This window comes from Phycisphaeraceae bacterium, from assembly GCA_020639155.1.
Classification (GTDB): domain Bacteria; phylum Planctomycetota; class Phycisphaerae; order Phycisphaerales; family UBA1924; genus JACKHF01.
Window position 1 is genome coordinate 101,642 of record JACKHF010000001.1, and the last position, 19,155, is coordinate 120,796.

At 55.9% G+C, this 19,155-nt stretch carries 13 protein-coding genes; 2 read left to right on the plus strand and 11 right to left on the minus strand.

Annotated features, from left to right (window positions below; genetic code table 11):
• The first annotated feature begins 312 nt into the window (after nucleotides 1-312).
• A complete protein-coding gene (locus tag H6815_00485; GenBank protein MCB9858901.1) occupies nucleotides 313-1,605 on the plus strand; it encodes a tyrosine-type recombinase/integrase in 1,293 nt (430 codons plus the stop codon).
• A 114-nt stretch (nucleotides 1,606-1,719) separates the two neighbouring features.
• On the opposite strand, the gene H6815_00490 is transcribed toward H6815_00485, so the two are convergent.
• Nucleotides 1,720-5,787 carry a protein kinase gene (locus tag H6815_00490; GenBank protein MCB9858902.1) on the minus strand — a complete coding sequence of 1,356 codons (4,068 nt, stop codon included), beginning with the start codon at nucleotides 5,785-5,787 and terminating at the stop codon, nucleotides 1,720-1,722.
• Nucleotides 5,788-5,979: 192 nt separating this feature from the next.
• Here H6815_00490 and H6815_00495 point away from each other — a divergent pair, with 192 nt between their 5' ends.
• Nucleotides 5,980-7,608, plus strand: a complete 1,629-nt coding sequence (locus tag H6815_00495; protein MCB9858903.1) for a SpoIIE family protein phosphatase — start codon at nucleotides 5,980-5,982, stop codon at nucleotides 7,606-7,608.
• Nucleotides 7,609-7,660: 52 nt separating this feature from the next.
• Here the strand turns inward: H6815_00495 and H6815_00500 are convergent, their stop codons facing one another.
• The 10 genes from H6815_00500 to H6815_00545 all read right to left on the minus strand — a co-directional run bounded on the left by H6815_00500 (nucleotide 7,661) and on the right by H6815_00545 (nucleotide 19,047).
• On the minus strand, nucleotides 7,661-8,776 hold the full coding sequence (locus tag H6815_00500) for a PEP-CTERM sorting domain-containing protein (protein ID MCB9858904.1): 1,116 nt from the start codon (nucleotides 8,774-8,776) through the stop codon (nucleotides 7,661-7,663).
• A 32-nt stretch (nucleotides 8,777-8,808) separates the two neighbouring features.
• The gene (locus H6815_00505; protein ID MCB9858905.1) at nucleotides 8,809-9,045 is read right to left on the minus strand and encodes a hypothetical protein; all 237 of its coding nucleotides are present in this window, start codon (nucleotides 9,043-9,045) and stop codon (nucleotides 8,809-8,811) included.
• Complete coding sequence (locus H6815_00510; GenBank protein MCB9858906.1) at nucleotides 9,017-10,120, minus strand: PEP-CTERM sorting domain-containing protein; 1,104 nt, start codon at nucleotides 10,118-10,120, stop codon at nucleotides 9,017-9,019. The genes H6815_00505 and H6815_00510 overlap by 29 nt, the downstream gene beginning before the upstream one ends.
• Nucleotides 10,121-10,165: 45 nt before the next feature.
• Nucleotides 10,166-11,110 carry a PEP-CTERM sorting domain-containing protein gene (locus tag H6815_00515; protein MCB9858907.1) on the minus strand — a complete coding sequence of 315 codons (945 nt, stop codon included), beginning with the start codon at nucleotides 11,108-11,110 and terminating at the stop codon, nucleotides 10,166-10,168.
• Nucleotides 11,107-11,367: a hypothetical protein gene (locus H6815_00520; GenBank protein ID MCB9858908.1), complete on the minus strand. Its 261-nt coding sequence runs from the start codon at nucleotides 11,365-11,367 to the stop codon at nucleotides 11,107-11,109. Before H6815_00520 ends, H6815_00515 begins: the two co-directional genes overlap by 4 nt.
• Before the next feature lie 59 nt (nucleotides 11,368-11,426).
• The gene (locus tag H6815_00525; protein MCB9858909.1) at nucleotides 11,427-12,530 is read right to left on the minus strand and encodes a PEP-CTERM sorting domain-containing protein; all 1,104 of its coding nucleotides are present in this window, start codon (nucleotides 12,528-12,530) and stop codon (nucleotides 11,427-11,429) included.
• Entirely contained in the window at nucleotides 12,527-15,673 is a 3,147-nt protein-coding gene (locus tag H6815_00530) for a hypothetical protein (GenBank protein MCB9858910.1), read from the minus strand. The genes H6815_00525 and H6815_00530 overlap by 4 nt, the downstream gene beginning before the upstream one ends.
• A gap of 190 nt (nucleotides 15,674-15,863) precedes the next feature.
• Nucleotides 15,864-18,164, minus strand: coding sequence for a PAS domain S-box protein (locus H6815_00535; GenBank protein MCB9858911.1), 2,301 nt, complete (start codon nucleotides 18,162-18,164; stop codon nucleotides 15,864-15,866).
• Between the two features lie 147 nt (nucleotides 18,165-18,311).
• The gene (locus H6815_00540) at nucleotides 18,312-18,518 is read right to left on the minus strand and encodes a hypothetical protein (GenBank protein MCB9858912.1); all 207 of its coding nucleotides are present in this window, start codon (nucleotides 18,516-18,518) and stop codon (nucleotides 18,312-18,314) included.
• Nucleotides 18,519-18,747: 229 nt separating this feature from the next.
• Nucleotides 18,748-19,047 carry a PilZ domain-containing protein gene (locus H6815_00545; GenBank protein MCB9858913.1) on the minus strand — a complete coding sequence of 100 codons (300 nt, stop codon included), beginning with the start codon at nucleotides 19,045-19,047 and terminating at the stop codon, nucleotides 18,748-18,750.
• Between the last annotated feature and the right edge of the window lie 108 nt (nucleotides 19,048-19,155).

Genomic DNA, 19,155 nt, shown 5'->3' on the forward strand with positions numbered 1-19,155 from the left:
ACCATGCACACTGTGCCGCCCCTTGTCTCGTTTGGGGCCACATCTGGCCTTTTTTAACAAAATAAGTAAATTCCCCTGTTTATCAGAACTTTGCGCGATCCAAACGCCTCTATTCCCTGAATAAGACCCAACCGACAGGGGAATGCCATGGATGATGATGCGAGACCGAGAGGGCTATCACCACGCACCCGTTCGTCTCGTATCGAGTTTGAGCCCTGTTTTTGGTGGTTACTGGACGGCATTGGTCCAGAAATAGCAGATTCACCTATTGACTGCAATGGACAGCTTGGCCTCTGGCGCGAACGGTCCATTATGTCGTTGCGTTCTCGCGACATCCACGAGGCGATCGAGGTCTGGGCCAGCGAGGCTGTCACAAGCCTTGGATGCGCTCCATCGTGGGCCAAACGTGCGAAGAACAGTGCCCTGCTCTGTGCTCGCCAGATGGGCTGGAGCACCATCGACGACTTTACGGGGCCGAGTGTGTCTGAGTGGGTCGCGCCCATGTCACCCCCCACCCGCAAGAACCGACTGAGCGAGCTGCGGAACTTTGCAAAGTGGCTCCTGAGTCTGGGCATGATCGCCGAGGATCCGCTCAAACATGCGATGAACCCGAAGGTGAAGGCTGAGCATCGAGGCCCCGGCGTGCGTGCGTTCACGTTCGAAGAGGCTGCTGCGATAATCGACATTGCCGAGCGATGCGAGCAGAAACACGGGCAGGCGAGCCGGTTTGGGCCCAACCGATCGACCTACTACATCGTTGCCTGGCACACGGGAGCACGCCCCGAGGAACTCGACCGGCTGGAGTGGCGCAACATCGACTTCGATGAGTCACTGCTCACGATCAGGTCTGACAAGCAGGGTCAGGGGCCGACGATCGGTCTCCACGAGGAAGCTGTGCAGGCACTTCGGAACCTGCTTGGGTTCAAGCTGGGTGACGACCCGCGGATTCTGGGTGACGGCGCTCATGTGCTGGGTGATTTCATGAAGTCCAAGGTGTTCAGGCAGGTGTGCTTCAGAACGCTGCTCAAGGACATGGACCGGGCGAACGTGCCCCGAGAGGACACTCGCGGGCGCAAGGCAGGGTTCAGGTCGTTCCGCAAGGGTGCGGTGAATCACAGGCTGCGGATCGGGCAGGACATCCATGACATCGCGAGCACGACACGGCATTCTGTTGACATTCTGCTGCGGCATTACAGGGACATGAGCGGGGCGAAACTGCGGGAAATCGCGGGAAAAACGCCGAATGTGAATGGTGTGTTGAAAACACGCGAGGAAAACATTTCTGACGATTCTGATATTTTTCCTCTTGCACAACCTCCACCGAGCCGATATATTGGGTCTGCAACATCTCGGGTCAGACACCACGTCCAACCCAGTGACAAAAATCGGATCCTGCGTCAATGTTCCGAGCCCCTCCGAGATGTTGCAAGTCTTCTTCGGGGTTCGTTGACTGACGCAGGAATCGAAGGTTGTCACTCAACTGGGGCAGGTGGTAGAGCTGACAGGTCCCGCTTGGACCTTGGGGTTCAAATCCCCTTGGGGTCATTACAAGGATCTGTCTTGAGGTTTGTCCAAGAGCATGCGAGCGCACGCTTGGTGCAATAGAGGTGCTACTCAGTTCTTCTAGCCACTTCAAAAAGCTGCTTATTACAGCGACACACTCGAACTGCTCCATATTCTGTCGTGTGCATCTGCGATTGCAAAGTCCCCTTGCTGTACTCAGTATTGCATGAGTGTCTTGATCTCCTCAATCCACTGCACAGTGTCCGGATCTCGATTCCATGCTGCTCCCTCAGCCATCGCTTGAAACGCGGCGAGCGATTGGGCAGCTTCGTCTTTCATGCCCAGATTCCACTGTGACATTGCAATGAATGCCCAGTCGGCTGGTGAGAGATCCCGTCCGTATGCATGTGTCATCTCTGCCGATATTTGCAATGTCTCAAGTGCCTGCTGGTACTCGCTGGCTCGGTAGAGCGCAACCCCGAGCGTGTTGAGGATATCAGCATCCGATGGAGCGAGATCGACTGCTTCCTGCGCTTGCTGCACAGCCTTGTCAGCCGCCTCCTTTGTCACAGGCAACTGCGCCACAGCCGCCCATGCCAGTGAGTTCAGATCCAACGCGCGCTCGAGCTTCTGCTCGTCCACCACGTTGCCAGCATCTTCGATACGGACAAGCTCAATAAGCGCAGCATCGCGTTCGTTTGGCGTTAGTGATGCATGCGCCAGCACTCTTGAACGAGCATCGCTCGCGGTAGCACCAGACTGAAGCATAGTGTCAAGCATTGGGAGGACATCTGCACGAGCCTCTCGTATTGTGTGAAAACTCGAAAGCCTCTCTCGCGCCGGAACAGTGTCCCACACCCTCGCGGTGCCGTCGTACGAACCGGTATATATCCTTGTTCCATCCGGACTGATTGCAACCGCACGTGTCGTCATCGTGTGTCCCCGAAGCTCAGCGAGCGACTTGCCAGTTGTCACATCCCAAACACGTGCTGTCGCGTCTTCGGATGTTGTCACGAGACGAGTGTTGTTCTGCATGAACACACACTGGTACACCATGCTTGAATGCCCCGACATTGTTGCTTTGAGCTCCCCTGTCACCCCGTCCCATACACGCGCCGTTTGATCAAACCCGGATGTCACGATCAGACTGCCATCAGAACTGAAACTGGCTTTGAGCACATTTGAGCTATGACCCCGCATCACCGCGATGCACTCACCAGTGCGCGCATCCCACAGTCTCGGCCTGCCATCAGCCGAAGCAGTCACAACCCTGGTGTTGTCGTGGTTCACATCAATATCGTAAATAGTGTGGAGATGCCCTTCGAGTGTGCGTGTGACCTCGCCGGTTGCTGCATCCCATATGTAGGCAGCATTGCCCTCTCCCGCGGAAACGACGTGTTGGTCTCCCAGAAACTCAGCATCATACAAATATGCCGGCTCGAACTGCGCTCTCGAAATCTGCTCACCTGTTGCAGTGTCCCACACTCGCGATGTGCCATCCTCGGATGCTGTCACAAATCTCGTCCCGTCACGATCAAACGCAACCGACGTGACATTTCCCTGATGCTTCGCCGTCACAGATACCTGCTCACCTCTGTAGATGTCCCATACTCGGGCGGTGCCATCAAAGCTGCCGGACACCGCCCGTGTGCCATCCTGTGTTATCGCAAGTCGATTGGCAAAGTCCTGATGACCCTGCAAGCAGAATATTGATCGTCCGCTGACAACATCCCACACACGGACAGTCGAATCATCAGATGCTGTGACAAGCCTCGTTCCATCAGGAGTCAACGCTATCGCACCGATGCCGTCCTTATGGCCCTCAAAGATGTAGTTTGGCTGGTACAGATGTGCATCCCAGACTTTCGCGACACCCTCGAGTGCCGCAGTCACCACACGGCTTCCGTCCGGGCTGAACTCAACAGACTGCACTGTTTCAGTGTGACCACGAAAGTTCGCTATAAGATCACCGGTTCGAGCATCCCACAGTCGCAACTTCCCGTCGTACGCATATGTAACAACCCGATCTCCATCGGGACTCATTCTGACGTGCGCGATGAATCCTTCGTGCCCCGAGCACACCGCCTGTGTTTCACCCGTGCGCACATCCCACACGCGCGCGGTACCGTCCCCGGCCGCTGTCGCGACGAGAGAGCCGCGCGCACCGAAACTCAGATCACCCAACCCAGCACTATGGCCTGTGTATACCAGTGTCGCATTGCCGGTTTCCGCATCCCAGACACGAGCAGTACCATCCGCAGACGCTGTTGCGATCACAGTTCCGTCCGGGCTGAACTTCGCCTGGTACAACCTGTCTGTATGCCCCCGCAAGACGTGAACACACGTGCGCGATGCGACATCCCACACGCATGCACTGCCATCTTCTGAACATGACACGAGCCTGGAACCATCCGGATTGAAATCAATGGCAACAACCCGGTCTGAGTGCCCCGACAGCACCGCGAGTTGTTCTCCCGTACTGGCATCCCACAAGCGCACCGTCTTGTCGTGCGATCCGGTCGCGATGATAGAGTCGTCAGGACTGAACACCGCGACCACCGATTGCCCTGCATGGCCCACCAGATCACAGACGCGCCGCCCGGTTTCGGTATCAAAGATAGTGAACGAGTCGAAGTCGAGATTGGTAATGATGCGTGAGCCGCTGTGATTGTATGTAGCAGGCGAAATGATGCTATCAGGACATTGAAGCACGCGAACAGTCTCGCCTGACTCAGCATGTACAATGTGTACTTCTCCGGACCAGCACGCGAGCGCGATATGCCGTCCGTCCGGACTGTACGTCGCTGAACTCATTCGATCGCTGTCGGGATTGAACGTGAGCAGACTCGTATCGCTGATAGCAGAATACCAGTTCCATTCCCACCCGCGAAGCCGCTCGGGGCACGCGGCGAGGCGCTCGAACACGCGGGCGTATCTGCCCAGTGCTCTCCATGCATCAGCCATCTCGAGATTCGCAACATACGAGTTGTACTCGATCTCGTTGCGAGCCGCGATTGCATCGCTCCGGGCCAACTCCGCTTCTGTTGTTTTCTGCTCCGCGAGTTTCTGTTTCTTCTCTGCTTCGACCTTGGCAACTCTCTCGCCCTCAGCACGATGCGATGCAGATATAAACCCGGCGCTGGTTCCGATGGTGCCGAGCACCAACACCGCCGAGACCAATGCCCCCGCAGCAACAATACCTTTGTTCCGCCGGATGAACGTGCGAACCCTGTACGTTGTACTCGGCGGCGCAGCTTCAACAGCCTCGCCGCTGAGATATCGCCGAATATCTGCTGCAAAGTCGCTCGCCGATTCGTATCGCCGAGTGCGATCCTTTTCGAGCGCTCGCATCACAATCCAGTCGAGTTCCCCGCGGATCATGGCACTCAGCCTGCTGGGCTCGATCTTACGATGGTTCGCGATATCGGCGAGCGTCTCCGAGGACTGTGTCAGTCGTGTGCTCGGCTTTGGCGGATCCACTTCACGAATAACTCGCTGGATCTCGGCGTACGCAGCCGACCTGAGATCGCGACTGTTGAACGGTGTTGTGCCAGTCAGGAGCGCGTACAGCAGCACCCCCAGCGAGTACACGTCTGATCGAGTGTCAATATCAAGACTGCCCTCTGCCTGCTCGGGGCTCATGTACTCGGGCGTGCCGATCAGTTGCTTGTGCTCGGTAAACAACGTGCGCTCGGTTAGCTTGCTCGACGTTGCCTTTGCAATACCAAAGTCGATCACCTTCGCCAGCGGCTTGCCGTCCTGTGTCGAGACGAGCACGTTGCTTGGCTTGAGATCGCGGTGGATAAGCCCCTTTGTATGCGCGTGCTGGACCGCTGCGCATACTTGCGCAAACAGCTCAAGTCGCTCCGCGATGCTGAGCTTATTCCGATCGCAGTACTCGTCGATCGGCTCGCCTGTGCAGAGTTCCATAGCAAAGTACGGTCGACCAGTCTCGGTTGCTCCCGCGTCAAACACCTTGGCAATGTTTGGATGATCAAGAATGGCAAGCGCCTGCCGTTCCTGCTCGAAGCGGGCAATCACCTGCTTCGTATCCATCCCTAGTTTAATGATCTTGAGAGCAACACGGCGTTTGACAGGCTTTTCCTGCTCAGCCATGTACACTGAGCCAAACCCACCCTCACCGATCTGCTGCAACAGCTTGTAAACACCAATCCTGCTTCCGGGTCCCTCGCTATGAGCGCTCTGCACGGTAGACTTCGGCTCAATAGATACCGTCTCATCCTTCGTGGAGTTTCCAGCATCGTGTCCTGTTTCGCGTGCCATACCTGCTCCTGCATGCCAGTGTGAGCAGGCCAGTATACCACGAACTCGTTGTGTGTGTCCCGGATTGCAACGCTGACCGGAACATCGAGTCCAACACTTTGCCCAACTTCACGGGAAACTGGCGATTCCCCACTGGTCACTGCAAACACATACAGTTCACACGTGAGAGCACAGCAACACCAATGAACACATATGAACAGTAAAGAACCACAACACCCGCTTCAGTTGATTCCGCTCTTGAACACCGGAACATCGCCGCATGTCTGCGACCCGTCTCACCGGACGGTGCTCGGGCGTGCGACCGATTGCGACATCAGCTTGCAAGATCCTGCAGTGTCGCGCAAGCACGCCGCATTTGCATGCATCAACGGCATGTGGACTATCACAGACCTGCAGAGCAAACACGGGACAAAGCTCAACAGCGTTTCGCTTGTTCCACTCAAGCCAGCAACACTGAACGTGGGCGATGTCGTGCGCACAGGGCAGAGCGCCTTTCGTATCAGTTTTGGTACATCGCATATCTCGCGGCGTGTTGTCACCGATGCCACTATTGCGCCGCAGACTCGCGTCGATTCCGTGCTCGGTCACGAGATGACGTCGCTGTCGCACAAACGACTCACGCTGCTCATCGATGGTACAGCGAGAGTACATGATGCAGAGAACGAACAGGAGCTTGCAAACGCAATCGTCCAACTCGCGATGAGAGGTACGGGGTATCCGCGTGCGGCGATGCTTCGATGGGAAGGCAATCCAGACGAAGTAGAGGTTCTGGCCTCGTCAGACAACAGCGGATTTAGCACGACGGAGTTTTCGTTTAGTCGATCCGTGCTTGCAGCACTTGAGCCCGGCCATCTGGTCCAGCTCACGCGCAACACGAGCGCACAACCCAGCCACAGCATCGAGAAACTTGGTATCTGTGCTGCAATGTGCGCACCACTGATCATTGATCAACAGGTCGTCGGAGGCCTGTACATGGATGTACGAGATGGCGAGCAGTCCATGCACACCGATGCAGCGAGTTTCTGCAGCGCGGTCGCACAAATCGCAAGTGTTGCGATGTCGAGTCTGCTCAGGGTTGACCTAGCGAAGAGGCAGCACGAACTCGACATGGAGTTGCAGATCGCACAGGAAACACAGGCGTGTATCCTTCCACCATCGGAAGGCACTGCAGGTTCAGCCAGTTATGTTTCGCGCATAATTCCGGGATCGGTTGTCAGCGGCGATATATTTGATATTTTCGAGATCAACAACAACAAAGTCGCGATCTGTCTTGGCGACGTCACTGGCCACGGTATCGGATCTGCTCTTTTAATGACTGCGATCCATGCGCAGATTCGCGCGTCCTTTGCACACTCAGACAACCCCACGGATGTTGCAAACGCCGTGAATGCGTATGTTGTCCAGCACTCGCCATCCAATCGCTTTGCAAGTCTCTGGATTGGAGTGTTTCACTCTGTCACACGCACACTGGAGTATGTCGATGCGGGGCATGGGCATTGGCTCCTCATGCCGGAGGATGGCACACCACTCTGCCCAGACCACACAGGCAGCATGATCGTTGGCATTGTCACTAGCGCGTCCTTCTGCGCCGAAACTCTGCAACTTGCTCCGAACGAAAGGCTGGTTCTTTACAGCGATGGGATCATTGAACAGCCGAACAACGAAGGCGAACTCTTTGGTGTTGATCGTCTGATTGCATCGCTTCGGGGCAACACATCTATCAAGGAGGATGTACAACACACAGTCGACACACTGACTGACTTTGCATCCACGAGCATCTTTGCCGATGACACGTCTATTGTCTCTATCACGTTCAGATGAGTATTTGCGCCGCAGCCTCACAACATGATCACACGATTTCGCAACTGTGCATTCATCTCCTTCGTCTCGACGCAACCACACCACCAATCGCAAGCACAACACACGACGACGGCGCGGGGATGTGCGCAACCCAGCCTTCCTTCAGGCCCTGCGGGTTGAAGCCGATGCCGGTGATGGTCAGACCATCGGCGCTGACGCCGCGCGCCGATTCGAGCGTCCAGCCGTCCAGACCCGTCGCGCCAAGGGACACCAGATGGTCCTTCAGGTTGACCATGCCCAGCATCTCGGTCCAGTAGAACGCCTCTGCAATCATCGCTGGTCCTTCGCTTACCCCAACAACAACTTCACCTGTTTCGCTCACACCCAGCGCGCTTCCTGCAAATGCTCCGCCCGGCAGATCACCGAGTCCCATCATCACACCGTTCTTCCACAGGAACGCCTCGCCACCATTCGATGAGGATGAACCACCCACGATAACTGAACCGTCGCTGTTCGTGGCCGATGCAAAGCCACTCAGACTGCCACCAGGTAAATCTCCAAGCACAGACATGCCGCCAGACGATGTCCATCGCATCGGACGCGATACACCGTTTGAATCAACAGCCAAACCAACGACGGTATCGCCGTCGTTGCTCACGTCGTAGGCCCACGAGTAGATGTTGCTTGTGGTGAGCGAGCCGAGTCCATGCATACCGCCGGACTCGGTCCATCGAAACGCCTCTCTGCCATTGGCACCGAAGCTGAACCCAACAACCACATCGCCCGTGTCGTTGGTGCCGTACGCCTCACCTAGAAACGAGCCACCGGGGAGCGCGCCAAGCCCGACCATGCCAGTCGCTTCGGTCCATCGCATCGGCTCACCGCCGGTGCTCCCGACCGCGAAACCGACGATCACCGAGCCGTCGTAGTTCACACCCTGCGCGTGGCTCACATCATTTCCACCGGGAAGCGAGCCGAGCCCAACGGTCCCGGTCTGCACTGTCCACCGGAACGCGCGAGTCAAACCCGAGGTGGGACCGCCGTACGCGACAACGGTGGAACCGTCACCACTCACACCGAGCGCAACACTCGGCAGTTGGCCGCCCGGATAAGAACCAATCGGAGAGAAACTCGGCTGCGCTGTTGCAGCGGCGCAGCACACGAGGGTGGCAACACTTGTATATCTCATTGGATAGAACAACATATTCTCTCTCTCTTTCCTCACTCCTGGCTGACCGCTGGCAGTGCCCCGATAGGATCGCACGAATCGATGATCGAGCCACCAAGATAGAACTTGACATGGCGAGGATCGACACGATTGAGCAGCGGCGACTGGCTGATGATCGGATTCCCGTTCGATGACAATCCCGGCAGATGACCCCACGAGCACCGACCATCGTCATTGAGTGGATAGGTACCACGAGCGGTCTTATCTTCTGCGCCTCGACGCAACCACACCACCAATCGCAAGCACCATGCACGACGACGGTGCGGGGATGTGCGCAACCCAGCCTTCGAACTGGCCGAGGGGGTTGATGCCATTTCCAGCGATGGTCAAACCATCATCGGAGATCCCGTTCGCTGCTGTCAGTGTCCAGTCTTCCAATCCAATCACACCTAGGCCGATCAGATGGTCTTTCAGTTTCACCATCCCGAGCGACTCGGTCCAGTAGAACGGTTCGTACACACCCGGACCAGTTGAACTGCTCCCGATCACAGCTGTCCCGTCAGCGCTGACACCAACTGCACCACTATCATCATCACCGCCTGGCAGATCACCGAGCGACACCATGCCACCCGGTGTCCACATCGTTGCAAACCGACCGAAGGTGTACTCAAGCGTGCCGACAATGATCGTTCCGTCCGGTGTCACGTCACGCGCTTGCCCGCCCCGTCCCGGCGCAAGTGAAACCATGCCTGTTGATGGTTTCCACCGAAACGGCTCGGACCCAACAGATGTTGTGCTCCAGCCGACAACAACATCACCGTTCTGACTTGCTGCAAACGCTGTGCTGGATGTTTCACCTCCCGGCAGATCGCCAAGCCCGACCATGCCTGTCGATGGTGTCCAGCGGAACGCCTCACGGCCGACACCGAGCAAGAGCCCGCTGTAACCCACCACGGTGTTGCCATCGTGGCTCACACCCCACGCCCAGCTGTTGGTTTTTCCCGGCAGGAACCCGAGCCCAGCCATCCCGCTGCCCTTGGTCCAGCGGAACGCCTGATCCGATGACTGACCGACAACAACAGAGCCATCGATGTTCACACCTTCTGCGGTGCTCACCTCACCCCACATGCCACTCACCGGCAGTGAAGACAATCCAGCAGAGTGCGTCCATCGAACGGGTTCGACAAACCCCACTGGACCGGTGCTACCGCCGACCGTGACATGTCCATTCCCACTCACAGCAGCGGCACCACTCCCATAGTTTCCTCCGGGCAGATCGCCGATCCCGGTAAACCACGCCTGGGCGCATGCGCCAGAGGCAGCCGATCCGCACACAACAACACATATAACAATGTGTCTCATCATGGCTGCAACGCTCCTATCGAGCCGGTGATCCACACAGCCATATTCTCATCTCCTCCTTCGCAACGCAAGCACAACACACGACGATGGCGCGGGGATGTGCGCAACCCAGCCCTCGTTCTGGCCGAAGGGGTTGATGCCATTTCCAACAATGGTCAAACCATCATCGGAGATCCCGTTTGCTGCTGTCAGTGTCCAGCCGTCAAGACCGGTCAGCCCCAGCGAGACAAGATGGTCATGCAGTTTCACCATCCCGAGCGACTCGGTCCAGTAGAACGCGTCTTGACTCAGATTTGCAGAACCAACGACAACAGAACCATCGAAGTTTGTTGCAAAGGCGATGCTGCTGTATTCACCACCAGGCAAGTCACCGAGCCCGATCACAGAACCATTCTTCCAGATGGTTGCTTCTTTCCCCGCAGCAGAGTTCCCCGCGCCAACGACAACCAGACCGTCGGCGCTGACAGCACGTGCAGCACTCCCAAACTCTCCACCCGGCAAGTCACCAAGGCCAGTCATCCCTGTCGATGCTGTCCAGCGGAACGCCTCACGACCGGCACCGAGCGAGAGCCCGCTGTAACCCACCACGGTGTTGCCATCGTGGCTCACACCCCACGCCCAGCTGTTGGTTTTTCCCGGCAGGAACCCGAGCCCCATCATCCCGCCACTATCAGTCCAGCGGAACGCCTCCCCGAATGACTGACCGACAACAACAGAGCCATTCTGACTGGTGCCATACGCCGAGTTGAATGGACTCGCTCCAAGTATTCCGATTCCGACCAGCCCTTGCGATGCCGTCCAGCGAGCGGGCTCGGAATAGGTAATTGCATTGCCAGAACCAACCGCAGTAGTTCCGTCCCCGCTCAATGCGAAGACAGAGCTTCCCGGTCCTCCTCCGACCATGTTCCCAATCCCGGTAAACCACGCCTGGGCGCATGCGCCAGAGGTAGCCGATCCGCACACAACAACACATACAGCAACGTGTCTCATCATGGTTGCAACGCTCCTATCGAGCCGGTGTTCGCGGGGATGGCATCACCGAACAAGCCAAACTTAAGAATCGGCGGGCACGTTCTGCTGAGCAATGGCGAGTTCGTGTTCGGTCGCCCGTCTGATCCAAGGTCGGCATCAAGTCCCCACGAGCAGCCGCCGTCGTCGAAGGGATAGGTGCCAAACCAGTATGACGCAGCGCTGGTCGTCGGGCCGCTGGAGCAGAACATCGGATTCTGGATCCCGTACGGGTTCGACATGCTCGACGGGTCCATCTGGCACGCCGAGGTGTAATGGCAATCCAAGACAAGGAACTCGTTTACCTCCTCCTTCGCGAGGCAATCACACCACCGATCGCGAGCACAACGCACGACGATGGCGCGGGGATGTGCGCAACCCAGCCCTCGTTCTGGCCGAGGGGGTTGATGCCCATGCCAGCGATGGTCAAACCATCATCGGAGATCCCGTTTGCTGCTGTCAGTGTCCAGCCGTCAAGACCGGTTACCCCCAGCGAGACAAGATGGTCATGCAGTTTCACCATCCCGAGCGACTCGGTCCAGTAGAACGCGTCTTGACTCAGATTTGCAGAACCAACGACAACAGAACCATCGAAGTTTGTTGCAAAGGCGATGCTGCTGTATTCACCACCAGGCAAGTCACCGAGCCCGATCACAGAACCATTCTTCCAGATGGTTGCTTCTTTCCCCGCAGCAGAGTTCCCCGCGCCAACGACAACCAGACCGTCGGCGCTGACAGCACGTGCAGCACTCCCAAACTCTCCACCCGGCAAGTCACCAAGGCCAGTCATCCCTGTAGATGGTGTCCAGCGGAACGCTTCCGAACCCAATGATGAATGACCTGCACCAACAATCACAGTGCCATCAGCGTTCGATCCGAGAGCTTCGCTCGCATTCTCCCCTCCCGGCAGATCGCCAAGCGCAACCATGCCTGTCGATGGTGTCCAGCGGAACGCCTCACGGCCGGCGCCGAGCGAGAGCCCGCTGTAACCCACCACGGTGTTGCCATCGTGGCTCACACCCCACGCCCAGCTGTTGGTTTTCCCCGGCAGGAATCCCAGCCCCATCATCCCGCCACTATCAGTCCAGCGGAACGCCTCCCCGGATGACTGACCGACAACAACAGAGCCATCAATGTTCACACCTTCTGCGGTGCTCAACTCACCCCACATGCCACTCACCGGCAGTGAAGAGAGCCCACCGGCATGCGTCCATCGAACGGGTTCGACAAACCCCACTGGACCGGTACTACCGCCGACCGTGACATGTCCATTCCCACTCACAGCAGCGGCACCACTCAAATAGTTTCCTCCGGGCAGATCGCCGATCCCGGTAAACCACGCCTGGGCGCATGCGCCAGAGGCAGCCGATCCGCACACAACACATACAACAACGTGTCTCATCATGGCTGCAACGCTCCTATCGAGCCGGTGTTGGCGGGGATGGCATCACCGAACAAACCAAACTTGAGTATCGGCAGGCACGTTCTGCTGAGCAATGGCGAGTTCGTGTTCGGTCGCCCGTCTGATCCAAGGTCGGCATCAAGTCCCCACGAGCAGCCGCCGTCGTCGAAGGGATAGGTGCCAAACCAGTATGACGCAGCGCTGGTCGTCGGGCCGCTGGAGCAGAACATCGGATTCTGGATCCCGTACGGGTTCGACATGCTCGACGGGTCCATCTGGCACGCCGAGGTGTAATGGCAGTTGATAATCGCGATCTGCTCGATCCCATCTGGAAACACCATGAGGCTGGGCACGCCCGAGGCCTGCGCAGTGCAATCTGCAATCCCCGAAAAGTTGATCCCCCACGGGCTTGGAGCGTACGGGTCATTCGGATCAACCGTTGGATGCTGAGCCGCAAGCGCCTCAAAGAAACAGTTGCGCACACGCACCCACGACGGCTCAAATCGAAGACGTTGCTCCTGGACCATGTTACTGGAGAGCCCAAACCCATGATGCTCGAACGAGCAGTGCGCAATCAGCACGTTGGACATGGGTGCCTGCAACAAAGAACCGCTCGTGGCAGCCTGGACACTCCCGCCGGATCCCGCAAGCGCAACACGATTACGGATACGCATCGCAAGGATTGAGCTGTTGTAGATACCGGGATCGGATACTGTGGTAAGTTGCTGAACCTCAAGACCGGTCGGGTCTGCACGGTCCCGGCACCCTGATCCCACGGGATCCTCCACTTGATCATACTCGAATCCCCACACCATGCGATTATCGATCGGATTCCCGCCGGTCGCAAACCACTGCATCACCGCGCTGTGTGTGTCTATCGCGGCAACAAGCGTGACCGCCTCATTCGGCGGCACCTTCGCGTATGGATCGTTCTGATCGATTGGGAATGCGGTCATGCCGGGCTCACAATCGCGCGTCAGATACCGCATACCGCGACCGTTATCCGACACGGTTGGAGGCGACGGAAGCTGCGACAGCAGCGAGGTGTACGACCACAATCCACCCAAGTTTGCAGCAATCGTTGTCAATGCATCATCAAGCGCATCGGCTGTCAAGCATTCAATAGGAGTGTTTGTGTATGAAGTCCATGAAGTCAGATTGGGGATCGGTGTCGGTGCGTTCGGAGATGTCTTTCCCAGTACAAGCACATGCTTTGGTACGGTTGGATTGCCGTTTTCATACAGCAGCAGGGCGCCGCGTTCAATGTCTGTCTCACTGTCATTCAGCGTGAACACATTGCTGTTCGACCCGACTTTCCGCATGCCTCCGTTGGTTCCGCCGTGCCATGTCAGGACACCGAACTCAACATCAGCTCTTGGCGGATAGGTGTTGATCTTCTCAGCCGTGACATTCAGCACCACCTGCGGGTTGTTCATCACGCTGCCCGCGAGCGTGCTGAACGTCTTGCTCTCGCTGGCAAGCTTGCCACGCACGAAGGATGGGCCAACCAGTCCGCGATCGATATTCTTGACGGAGCAAAACTCATAGAACGCACTCCCGCCCTGGCTCACGGAAATCATTGGTGCTGGTCGAATACCCTCGTCATCGACGTCTGTTGCAAGCTGATGACTGGGCGTGTAAAGCGCGTAGCGTCCATCGGTATTGGTTATCAGGCAGTTCTGAAACACTGTCAGGACTGGGATGTAGATCAGGTTGGTCTCGTCATTCCAAATCGTTGTTTGCACTTCGTAGTATGCAAAGTCATGCTGATTCAGGCGCAGATTTCTCAGTATCGTCACAGGAGCACACACCTCGGATGCTGCCGGAACAGCATTTGTTCCTGCCGCAACAGGGCTGGGAAGAAGCGTCACCGTTGGGTCATATGCTCCAGATTCGGTTGTTATGACGAGCGGAACCTCCCATCCGTCAAAGCGCAAGCTGCTCCCCGATACGGAGTCGGGTCGCTCAATAACGCCGGATGATGTATCGACTGCAAATGTGCTGACGTTCGTTGGCAGAATGTGGTTGCCTGATGGCAACATCAGCACAACCGGCTTTGTTGGAGGGTTGTTGGTTGTAAAGATAGATGATGCGGAGTTTGATGACGTGCCAACACCATAAGTTGAAATCGACTGCGACTGCATGAGTTCAAGCAGGATTTTCCAGAGTGCGTCATCATCATCATTCTCACTTGCAAACGTAGTGGTTTGTGGCTCACACTCGATAACATGTGGTTCTACATTTTCGGGGAACACCCACGCGATCCACGGCCCGATGACGCGAGGCTCTGCTGCGGGGGAGTTGGCATAGACGCGAGCGTACACCTCGATCTTCTCGACATCGCTCCCGGAGAAGTTCGCCGGATCAATCTCGACGTAGTACCCGGGCACACCCTCGCCTGTTGCTGCGCCAGGCTCCATGATCTCTTCAGTGACTTCCTCGACAGTTCCGTTCAGATAGAACTCCACGCGGTTGATGCCGCCTTCCATCGCTGCATGCACGCCGAGATAGAAGGAGTCAGTCGTCGCAGCATTTGTGTCAAGGTCCCAACCGATGAACTGGTGCGGTGTGCGTGTGAAGTTCGCGGCAGCTTGAGTTTCGAAATAATCTGCTGATACCCACGATGGTACACTGCTTCCAGTTCCAGATACCAGTGACGGTGTGGCTGACACCTCGTCCTCCGCGTCGATGCTCTCGGCTCGGAGCGTAAACACGAAGGGGTCGTACGTTGTGCTTCCGGATGAACTGGTTACGATGATGGGGCATGTGAGCGGGCTCGACGACGTGTTCTGCGTCTGCAGTCTGATGCGGAGATACGCGGACTCACCTGATGACAGTTCCTGCCCGGAAGGATCCTGCTCGACGATCCAGTCATCGGCTGATAACGCAACAACGATATCGGTCAAGGAAAGATCATCCACGACGCTGTAGATGCGGACTACAACCTCATAGGTGCCGTACTGGCGCTGCGAACCGATCGAGTACACGTCATTGTGTGAGAGCGCGGTGTTTGTGTCGGCAACAACAAACGCCAATGGTGCTGGAGTTCGCTTTGCTTTTCCTCTCTCGCCTGCCAGAGCACACGATGTGAATAATCCGATAACCAACGTGACAACCAATCCGAGCCCGCCATTCCCTTTGAGCATCAGTAACCTCCCTGCCGCAAACCGCTGCGTGCGCGATGTTGTACTATGCCACAGGTTTGGGAGGTTGCACACCAAAGTCACTTATTGGTCGTGATTTAGCAAAGTCTGAAAGCTGCAATATAAGAAAATCTCTTTGTCGAAGAAGATGTAGATCTTGCTGCCGATTGGTTCCATGCGCAGTTCGTGGGTGTCAGTCCGATGGTTTTTCCATCTCGATGACAAATGTTGCTCCGCCATTCGGTGTGTCCTCGACCCAAATTCTGCCCTTATTCAAGGACGCAATTCGGCGTGCAGTTGCCAGCCCAATTCCGGTACCACTCTTGTCCTGCGACAATCGCTCAAAGAGACCGAATACTCGCTCATGGTATTGTTGATTGATTCCAGGCCCGTGATCTCGAACGGTCAACTGAACTCGATCATCATCTGAAACAGTCGCTGCAACTTCAATCTGGGAGGTGTTTTCTGAGACTGCATATTTCATCGCATTTTCCAGCACATTCTGCAACAACTGTGCGGCATGAACCGGATTCATCATCACTGAAATATTGTCCTCAATTTCGGATTTGAGCGTTGCATACGGCTTGCCTGATGCTTCTAGAACAGCATCCCACAACTGACAAACCAGCGGCTTGAGTTCAACAACCTGTCTTTGTGACTTCACTCTGCCGACCCGACTGAGTTCAAGCAGGTCATTGACTATTCCGTGCATATGCGAGGCAGCATCACGAATGCGGTTGCCGTAATCGACCAGCGTTGATCTATCGCCTTGCTGTACGTCATCCATCAGATGCTGGGTATACCCCATTATTGTCACAATTGGCGATTTGAGATCATGCGAAGCCGCGTACAGGAACTGCTCAAGCTCTGCGTTCTTGTCTTCGAGTTGTGTGTTAAGTTGCCGGAGCGCATCCTGGGTTTGCTTTTGTTCTGTTATATCTACAACGGAAGCAATAACCGCAGGGCCACTCGTTGTTGTTAATGGGTTGAGTCCAACGTCTACCGGAACCTGTCGCTTATCCTTACTCAGCCCGTACAGCTCTCTATCCCCACCCATACGTCTGGACACTGGATGAGCAACAAAGCTTGTGCGATGATGCACGTGGCCTTCGCGAAACCGCTGTGGTAACAATATTTCTATTGGAGCGCCAAGCAGTTCATCCTTTGTATATCCAAAGGTGCTCTGCAGTTCACGGTTCGCAAGTGTAATATTTCCATTCCGATCAATCGCAAGCATTCCGACTGGCGCAGCATCAATCACCTGAATGATCCGCTCTTCTGTGGCTTTCCGCTCCGCGATTTCGGCGTTCAGAGCATTCGTTCGCTGGGTGATCTGATTTGCCAGTTCATCGAATGATGCAGCAATAAAACCAAAGTCACCATGTCTTGGAAGTTTGGATGTATCCCAGTGTGAATCTCCAAAGAGCTTGAGTGTTTGTGAGAGTTGCTTCAGAGGTCTTAACAGCGATGTTGACACCAACACAGCAAGCAGTAGCGCGCCGATCATTGCAATGCCGGCAACAGAAAGTGCGGCTGTGGTTGCTGTCTGTGCAAACTGGGTAATCTCGGCAAACGGTGCTGTCTCAATCACCTGCACGCCGGGCTCCAACTGAGACCGCGCAACAACCGCTCCAACGCGCACTTCGTCCGGCCCTGTCACGACTGCTGTACTTTGCGCATATTTTCCACTTGTCCACCGACGAGTATCAAAGTCTTCCTCCCAGCGATGGTGTTGAAGGCCAGCAGCTGCCGCAAACTCCATATCTGGATTGGTCGCATGTCTGAGGTAATCCCCATTTCCGTCAACAATGTAGACTCTGCTGCTTGGATACAGCGTGGATGTCAAGGAATCAAAGACCTGCTCAAGTCGAACATTAATCACAACAATCGCAACTGCACGGCCCGAGGATTCGTCAATAACAGGAGTAACCGATCGAAATACAGGTTGATATGGGTACTCAATCGCTCCTTTTTCAGCGTTGAGTTCAACCTTTGATATGTACACCTCCTGATCCTGGAGTTGCACGCCCGCGTCAAAGTAGTCTCGACTTCCCTTTGATTGCAGTTCTTCCGGAGGAACAATGCGCACAGCGTTGTCGACTCCAGATCGATCTACTCGAACAACCTCCATTCCGGGCGGTTGAGCAGAAATCACACGGAGTTGCTGAATCCACGGCTTGGCTTCGAGTTGTGCAGCAAAGAACCTGGCACAGCTTTCGTTTATGGCTCTCTGCGGCGCACTTGGATTGTTGGTTTGCGATGCAGCAGCCGTGTCGTGAACAACCGGCGCATGGGCAATCGCCTTCGCATCAGATGATGCCGTTTGTGCAAACATGTTAAGTCTGTCAGCGATCTGCTGTGCGTGCGCTCGCATCTGCACCAGTTCGCTTGGGACAATAACACGCTGGAGTTGCCTGTGCGTCCACCATGCAACGGCAAGAGCGGTGGCAAGTACAAGCCCAAGCATGACACCGGTAACTCGTGTGGCCAGCATTCTCCGGGCACTCCATTCGCCAGATGCCACCGACAACAATCAGTGTACTGGCAATGATGCTACCCGACAATGCAAACGGTGAATGTCCTCAATCCATGCCAAGAAACAATTGACACACAAACTGGGTGATTTCCTATTACCCGACCCTCATGCAGAAGTCGCAAGCGAGATAGCCGCCTCGTCCCTTGCTTCCTTGCGAGCAGAAAACGGCTTTGTTTCGTCGATAACTGCGGACAGTGCGGGAGGAAAATCGCGAATATTCATAAGTTCGGCAGCGATAATCGTCATATCTGCATGGGCAACACGAACTCTTCGGACGACAGCCGACTTTGTTTCCCGCTGGGATGAAGACATATCCAGGCACACATCAATCACGGCTCCGACTTGCGGAGGTCCTTCTCCTCGCCAAGCAAAAGCGCAGCCGTCATTGGAGGCCTCCAGAAGCCAGCCCATCTCGAAGTTATCGTATTGCCCCTGACGCCAGAACATTGCGCTCGATCTTGTGACCCGGGGAGCTCTTCGTGAGTATGTGGATGTTGTGCTCTTCATTGGGATATCTTTCCGTGTCTACTGCATACATGCGTCAATGTGAACGAACTCGATGCCTGTTGGCGTGATGTGTAAACTCAGGCGGGCAATGCTCGTTTGATGATGCCCATTCACAACCCAGAGTTGTCTCGCCTGCTTCGTGCTTCACTCGAACAATACGTGCTCGATGGGGAAAATCAGATCGTCTCGATAGCAAGCGGATCGTTGCTCCTACACGGGGTTGCACATCCCCGTCGCACCGAAGTCCAATACCAGAATCTGACACATCCCGAACCATAGCTGTGTTGAGAGGACGCCCAAATCCAACTCCCCACGCAACCTTCTCCCGACTCATCCGGTACCGTGTTCGACTGCGAAGACCCACGCCCATATCCGCCACCTTTCCTCTATGAAATGAGCAGCCATCGTGTGTACGTCTTACGCGATTCGGCTGCTCGGATGT

Excerpts from the sequence above, each read along its gene's own strand:
- H6815_00485 (MCB9858901.1), top strand. The coding sequence starts at position 313 with ATGTCGTTGCGTTCTCGCGACATCCACGAGGCGATCGAGGTCTGGGCC.
- H6815_00490 (MCB9858902.1), bottom strand. The coding sequence starts at position 5,787 with ATGGCACGCGAAACAGGACACGATGCTGGAAACTCCACGAAGGATGAG.
- H6815_00495 (MCB9858903.1), top strand. The coding sequence starts at position 5,980 with ATGAACAGTAAAGAACCACAACACCCGCTTCAGTTGATTCCGCTCTTG.
- H6815_00500 (MCB9858904.1), bottom strand. The coding sequence starts at position 8,776 with ATGAGATATACAAGTGTTGCCACCCTCGTGTGCTGCGCCGCTGCAACA.
- H6815_00510 (MCB9858906.1), bottom strand. The coding sequence starts at position 10,120 with ATGATGAGACACATTGTTATATGTGTTGTTGTGTGCGGATCGGCTGCC.
- H6815_00515 (MCB9858907.1), bottom strand. The coding sequence starts at position 11,110 with ATGATGAGACACGTTGCTGTATGTGTTGTTGTGTGCGGATCGGCTACC.
- H6815_00520 (MCB9858908.1), bottom strand. The coding sequence starts at position 11,367 with ATGTCGAACCCGTACGGGATCCAGAATCCGATGTTCTGCTCCAGCGGC.
- H6815_00525 (MCB9858909.1), bottom strand. The coding sequence starts at position 12,530 with ATGATGAGACACGTTGTTGTATGTGTTGTGTGCGGATCGGCTGCCTCT.
- H6815_00530 (MCB9858910.1), bottom strand. The coding sequence starts at position 15,673 with ATGCTCAAAGGGAATGGCGGGCTCGGATTGGTTGTCACGTTGGTTATC.
- H6815_00535 (MCB9858911.1), bottom strand. The coding sequence starts at position 18,164 with ATGCTGGCCACACGAGTTACCGGTGTCATGCTTGGGCTTGTACTTGCC.
- H6815_00540 (MCB9858912.1), bottom strand. The coding sequence starts at position 18,518 with ATGTCTTCATCCCAGCGGGAAACAAAGTCGGCTGTCGTCCGAAGAGTT.
- H6815_00545 (MCB9858913.1), bottom strand. The coding sequence starts at position 19,047 with ATGAGTCGGGAGAAGGTTGCGTGGGGAGTTGGATTTGGGCGTCCTCTC.